The following is a 5,831-nucleotide window of genomic DNA, read 5'->3' as shown; positions in this document are numbered from 1 at the left end:
TCACGAAAGCCGAGTACCAAAAGCACACGCCCCCCGTGGGGCTGCTGTTCGATCTCCTCACCAGGGCCCTGGCTGAGGCCGCCGACGACGACGGCCTCATCGTGAACCACGAGGACGACACCTTCTTCGAGACGTACGTGATCCCGGCCATAGGGCTCGATCCCGAGGACCTGACGGTCCCGATCACCTACGACACCTTCACCTCGATGACGCTCATGGAAGCGCGCATGGAGCTGCTGCAGCTCGGCTACCTCGCCACCCAAGGGAAGGGCGACAGCGTGGACCTCCACCTCGCCCTGCCCCCCGCGAGCTCCTGACACGGCCATGTGAAGCGATTCAGGAGGGCTGAGAGGGCCTACATGCCGTTGAGGCCCTTCCTGAACACGTAGCCTCCAACACGACGAGTTCGTCCGCCAGCGTGCGCTACAGAGAGATCATTTCGCAGAGATCGCGAGACGCGAACCGGACGGAAGATCGCTAACGCCGCGAATGTCGCATGTCGGGCTCGAACAGATGGACGAGCCGCCGCCGCCCCGCGTACGCTCGGCCCCCATGGAGCAACCCGCCGCCGAGGCGCCCCGCGCGCTCACCGTGCCGCCCATGGTGCTGCTCGCCAAGACCAGAATGGCGTTCCTGCTCGCCCGTGCCCTCGTCGTGGAGAACAACACGCCGACGTGGTGGGCCAAGGTCGCGCTCCCCCTCGGCTCCGGCGTGACCGGCGGCTTGCCGAGCATGGATTACCGGTGGGTGACGTACGCGAACCTGACGCGGCTCGACGGCGTCGACTACTCCATGGTGCCGACTCTCCCACGCCGCGACGACCAGTAGCGCCAGGATGGCGAGCATCTGGCCACTGCACACTGTAACGAAAAGTAACGCTACGTAGCGGAAGCTCGGGGGAGTGTTGGAAGGAGAAAGTCATTCCCCCAAGGATGGGAGTGTTCGATGGGTCCGATTCTCAAGTTCGTCGCCGCCCCGGTGGCAGCCGCCGCGCTGCTGCTCGGCGCAGCGTCGGTGGCTAGCGCCGACCCCGTTCCCGAACCCGACGTCGATGACGTCACCGCGAGCCAGTGCGTAGCGGGTGGTGGGCAACTTCGGAATGCGCCACTCTCCGGTGATTTCTGCTGGGGCGGCAGATGGCATGGGGAACTAGTCCGACCAAGCCTCTCAGCGAATAGCTGAGTCGGCACAGAGCGCCACAGGTGTGGGTGCCTGCCCTCCGCCCCGCACCTGGCAGTTCGGGGTCTGCGCACCCCGCGCGGGACGGGGGCAGGCGGTCATGGGGGGCTACCGGGCGGCTGGCCCGTACCACCAGCCCGCCGCAGGCCTCGGGAGCATCGCGCCCGCCCCAGCAGGGAGCGCCACGGGCGCCTCGCCCGCGTTTGGAGCGCTCCCGACAGAGGGCGCATCGCTCCCGCCGCCGTTCCCGTTCTCGGGCATCGTCGGCGGGGTGGACGGCACGCTGGTCGGCTCCGGCTCTGGCTCGGCCGGCTTGGTGGGCTTCGGCTCACTGCTGGTCGGCGTCTGCGAGGGCATCGGCTCCGGCGGGGTGCTCGTCGGCGTCGACGTCGGTACCGGGGCCGAGCTCGTCGGCGTGGGATCCGGGTACGTCGGCGGCGTGGCCGTTGGCGTCGGGTCGGGAGTGCTGGTCACGGGAGGCGGCGACGTTGACGGCGTGGGAGTCGCCGCGGGCGGCGTCGGCGTGGTCATGGGGGCCGGCGCGGACGTCGGCATGGTGGTCACCTCGGCCGTGGCTGTGGGCTCCGCGGGTGGAGGCGGGGTCGAGGGCTGCGCCGTGGTGGGCGCGGCCGACGCCGAGGCGGTCTTGGGCAGGCTGCTGGGCGATGAGGAGGGCGCCGTGGCAGCGCTTGTCACGGTGGTGGGCGCGGGCGCGGCCGCCCTCGTCGCGGTGCGATCAAGAGGCGCGCTCGGCGACAGCGACGGCGACGTCGACGTCGGGGTGGCGGAAGGCGTCTCGGTGCCGTACACGGTCGGCACCTGCCACGCCGGATCGGGGCGTACCTCCTCCTCGACGGGGCCCGGCGTGTCGGGCAGCGCAACGAGGAGATCAGGGGTCGGCTCCGCGACGGGCGGTTGGAGGCCCAGCGCGACAGCGATGGGCTTGGCCGCGTCCTCCACAGCCATCACGACCGGCGTGCCCGCCGCCGCGGTGAGCGCCACGGCCGCAGGGGCGGAGAAGCCCGCCGTGGCCTGGACGCTGATGACCGCGCCGGCGACGACCTTGCCGACGACCGTGGACACCGGCCCGGCGGCCTGCGCGGTCGCGCCGGGCGCGGCCGACGCCGACAGCATGCCGGACAGGCCGCCACCGCTGAGCGGGTCGAGGCCCGGCATCGGCGTGAGCGCGCCGTTGCTCATGAGCGCGGTCTGCACCGTGGCGGTGTAGCTCTCCGCGGCGGCCTTGGCCGCGAGGTACGCCGGGCCCGCCACGGCGGCCGCGCCGCCGAGGAAGCGCCGGAGCTGCCGGTAGAGGATGCTCCGGCGGGCCGCGTCGGACGCCGGCCGCCGGGCGGCGTGGGAGGCGAGCGGAATGACGCTGACCGCCTTGTCCGGCACGGCCGGGGGTTCGTCGTCGCCAGCGTTGATGAACGCGTCGCGTTCGTCCTGCTCGGCCTGCGCGTACATGGCGACCAGGCCGTCCACGAGGTCCTGGGGCATCGTGTGCTGGAACGCCCACGAGCGGGACTTGCCGCCGGCTCGGGCGCCGATGCGGTCGTAGGTCATGTTCTCGACCCGGGCCATGCGGTAGACGGCCAGGTCCTCCAGCATGCGGAAGATGGTCATGCGCCGCTTGTGCTCGGCGACCTCGGCGTCCATCGCTTCCCGGACGGCCTCCCAGAAGGCGAGCCCCTCCTTGCGCGGCTGATCCCCGGGGATGGGGGGCAGCCGCCTTATCGCCTGCTCGTACAGGTCTGCGGACAGTTCCAGGAACAGGCGGCGGCCGTCGCGGTCAAGTTCGGTCATCGCTGCCCCCGGGGGTCGGTGTAGCTGGCTGGGCGCCCGCCAGGCGGGGCGGTGCCGTCCGCGTGAGCAGGGACGAGGACCCCCTTCGCCGCGGTGGACGTGACTATGCCGCCCGGGTGCACGGCCCGCAAATGGGCTACGTGGCCCTGTGGAGGGCACCGGGTGGGCACGTCGTCTCACGCACAACCATCTGGTACGGACGCATTCCTCATTCGGGGGTTCTCGCGCCCCACGACGTACGGCCCCTTACCTGCTGCGGCGCACCCCGCTAACCCCTCCTTACGCAGTACGTCCGCCTGTTTGACAAGGGCGAGTGCGGCGGCTGGACCCGCTTCCGGCAGTGCCAGACGTCACAGCCCGGAGGGGGCCACAATGCACATTTCGGAGGGTCTGAATGTGCATTGTGGGTCTTCCCATCAGTCACAGCGCCCCCTAGCGTCGCAGTGTCCATCGGTACAAAATCCCCCGAAGGGATGCATGGTGCCCAACACATCCACTGACGACCGGTTAACAGCCGATTCCGGACTCGCCCGCGATGACTACGCCCTGGAACGCGTGCCTGCCGCCGCCCGCTACGGCTGGACCACGATCGCCATGCAGCGGTTCGGCCTGCTGTCGGCGCTCTCCCAGTTCCTGCTCGGCGCCACCCTCGGCATGGGCATGGGCTTCTGGCAGGCGGTCCTGGCGGTCACCTTGGGCGCCGCCATCCTGGAGCTGGTCGCCATCGCGCTCGGGATCGCCGGCATGCGGGAGGGCCTGTCCACCTCGCTGCTCGCGCGGTGGGCCGGGTTCGGCCGCTACGGCTCCGGCCTGGTGGGGGTCGTCATCGCGGTGTGTCTGCTCGGCTGGTTCGGCGTCCAGTCCGCCGTCCTCGCCCAGGGCATCGCCTCCCTCCTCGGCGGCCCCGTCTGGATGTGGGCCATCGCCGGAGGTCTGGCGATCACCGCGATCGTCGTCCACGGGTTCGCCGGCATGGCGTGGACGGCGTGGATCACCGTCCCCGCCTTCCTCGCACTGGCCGGTTGGGCTATCGCGGTCGAGCTCGCCCAGCGCCCCCTCGGCGAGCTGATCACCTCAGCCCCCGCAGGCCCGCCGATGAGCCTGGCCCAGGGCGCGACGCTGGTGGCCGGCGGGTTCATCATCGGCGCCGTCATCTCGCCGGACATGTGCCGCTTCAACCGCAACGCCGCCGACGTGGTCAAGCAGACCGTCGTCGGCATCAGCCTCGGCGAGTACGTGCTCGCCCTGATCGGCGTGCTCCTCGCGCACGCGCTCCGCACCGGGGACGTGGTCACCATCGTCACGACCACCTCCGGCACGGTCGGCGTGCTGGTGCTGGTGAGCGCGACGTTCAAGACCAACGACTGGAACCTCTACGCCGCCGGCCTCGGCATCACGAACACCCTGCACACCGCGTTCGGGGTCAAGGCCGGACGCGCCGTGGTGACCATCGCCCTCGGCGTCATCGGCACCGCGCTGGCAGCGCTCGGCATCGCCGACCACCTCATCGACTTCCTCGTGCTGCTCGGCGTGGCGATCCCGCCGATCGCCGGAATCATGGTCGCCGAATACTTCGTGGTGCGCACCTGGCGGGCCGACCTGGAGGCATCCCGCGAGACTGGCCAACTGCCGGCGAACGCGCCGGGCTGGGTGCCCGCCGCGCTGATCGTCTGGGTCGCGGCCGCGCTGGTCGGCCACTACCTCACCTGGGGCATCCCCGCCCTCAACGCGCTGCTCACCGCGTTCGTGCTCTACACGGCCGCGGGCAAGCTCGGACTCACCGGCGGCCGCCGCGCCGGGCAGCCGTAACTCCGAGCTTCGCCCTTCTCAATCGGGCGCCGGGACCCGATGTCCCGGCGCCCGCTTCCCCATATAAGACAGGAGCACATCGACGTGCGAATAGGGATCGACGTGGGCGGCACCCACACCGATGCCGTGCTCATCGACCGGGACATGAACGTCCTGGCCGACACCAAGACCGCCACCACCGAGGATGTGACCAGCGGCATCGTCAACGCGCTGCAGACGCTGCTCACGGACAGCGGTGTCGAGCGCGCCGAGGTCAACGCGGTGATGATCGGCACCACGCACTTCACCAACGCCCTCATCACCGGCCGCAACCTGTCCGCCACTGCGGTGGTGCGGCTCGCGCTGCCGTCCGGCCGGGCGCTGCCGCCGCTCACCGGCTGGCCCGCCGCGCTGCTGGAGGCGGTACGACCATCGGTCTACCTGTGCCACGGCGGCCACGAGTTCGACGGCCGCCCCATCGCGCCGTTGCGGCCTGATGAGCTGAAGCGGGCCGCGGCCGACATCGCGGCCAAGGGCATCAGCACCGTGGCGATCAGCTCGGTTTTCAGCCCGGTCACGGCCGAGGCCGAGCAGGCGGCCGCCGACATTCTGCTGGCCGAGCTGCCGCACCTGCACGTCAGCATGAGCCACGAGCTCGGCCGGATCCGGATGTTGGAGCGCGAGAACGCCACCATCATCAACGCGTGCTTGCGCGACCTGGCCGACGACGTTGTCGACGCGTTCACCGCTGCGCTGCAGGCGGTGGGGGTGAACGCGCCGCTGTTCCTGTCGCAGAACGATGGCACCCTCATGGACTCGGAGTACACCCGCCGGTACCCGGTCCGGACGTTCTCCAGCGGCCCGACCAACAGCATGCGTGGAGCCGCTTTCCTGGCCGAGGTGACCGACTGCGTGGTGGTGGACATCGGGGGCACCACCACCGACGTCGGCCTGCTCATCGGCGGCTACCCGCGCCAGGCCGACACCGAGGTGTACGTGGCCGGCGTGCGCACGAATTTCAGGATGCCGGACGTGGTCTCGGTCGGTTTGGGTGGCGG

Annotated in this window: 5 protein-coding genes; 4 read left to right on the top strand and 1 reads right to left on the bottom strand. The window is 70.7% G+C overall.

Annotation, left to right across the window (positions count from 1 at the left end; genetic code table 11):
• The coding region (locus tag ACWCSD_RS46400) for a hypothetical protein (RefSeq protein WP_449925153.1) at window positions 1-317 on the top strand (317 nt) is incomplete at its 5' end.
• A gap of 235 nt (window positions 318-552) precedes the next feature.
• Entirely contained in the window at window positions 553-828 is a 276-nt protein-coding gene (locus ACWCSD_RS46395) for a hypothetical protein (protein WP_449925150.1), read from the top strand.
• 459 nt (window positions 829-1,287) lie between these two features.
• On the opposite strand, the gene ACWCSD_RS46390 is transcribed toward ACWCSD_RS46395, so the two are convergent.
• Complete coding sequence (locus ACWCSD_RS46390) at window positions 1,288-2,985, bottom strand: hypothetical protein (protein ID WP_449925147.1); 1,698 nt, start codon at window positions 2,983-2,985, stop codon at window positions 1,288-1,290.
• A 477-nt stretch (window positions 2,986-3,462) separates the two neighbouring features.
• Between ACWCSD_RS46390 and ACWCSD_RS46385 the strand changes: the two genes are divergently transcribed.
• Window positions 3,463-4,794, top strand: coding sequence for a purine-cytosine permease family protein (locus tag ACWCSD_RS46385; protein WP_449925144.1), 1,332 nt, complete (start codon window positions 3,463-3,465; stop codon window positions 4,792-4,794).
• Window positions 4,795-4,833: 39 nt separating this feature from the next.
• The coding region (locus ACWCSD_RS46380) for an ROK family protein (protein WP_449925142.1) at window positions 4,834-5,831 on the top strand (998 nt) is incomplete at its 3' end.

The sequence above is a fragment of the Nonomuraea sp. NPDC001684 genome, from assembly GCF_053596515.1.
Note: the sequence above shows the minus strand (reverse complement) of the source record. Positions and strands in the feature narration are given on the sequence as shown.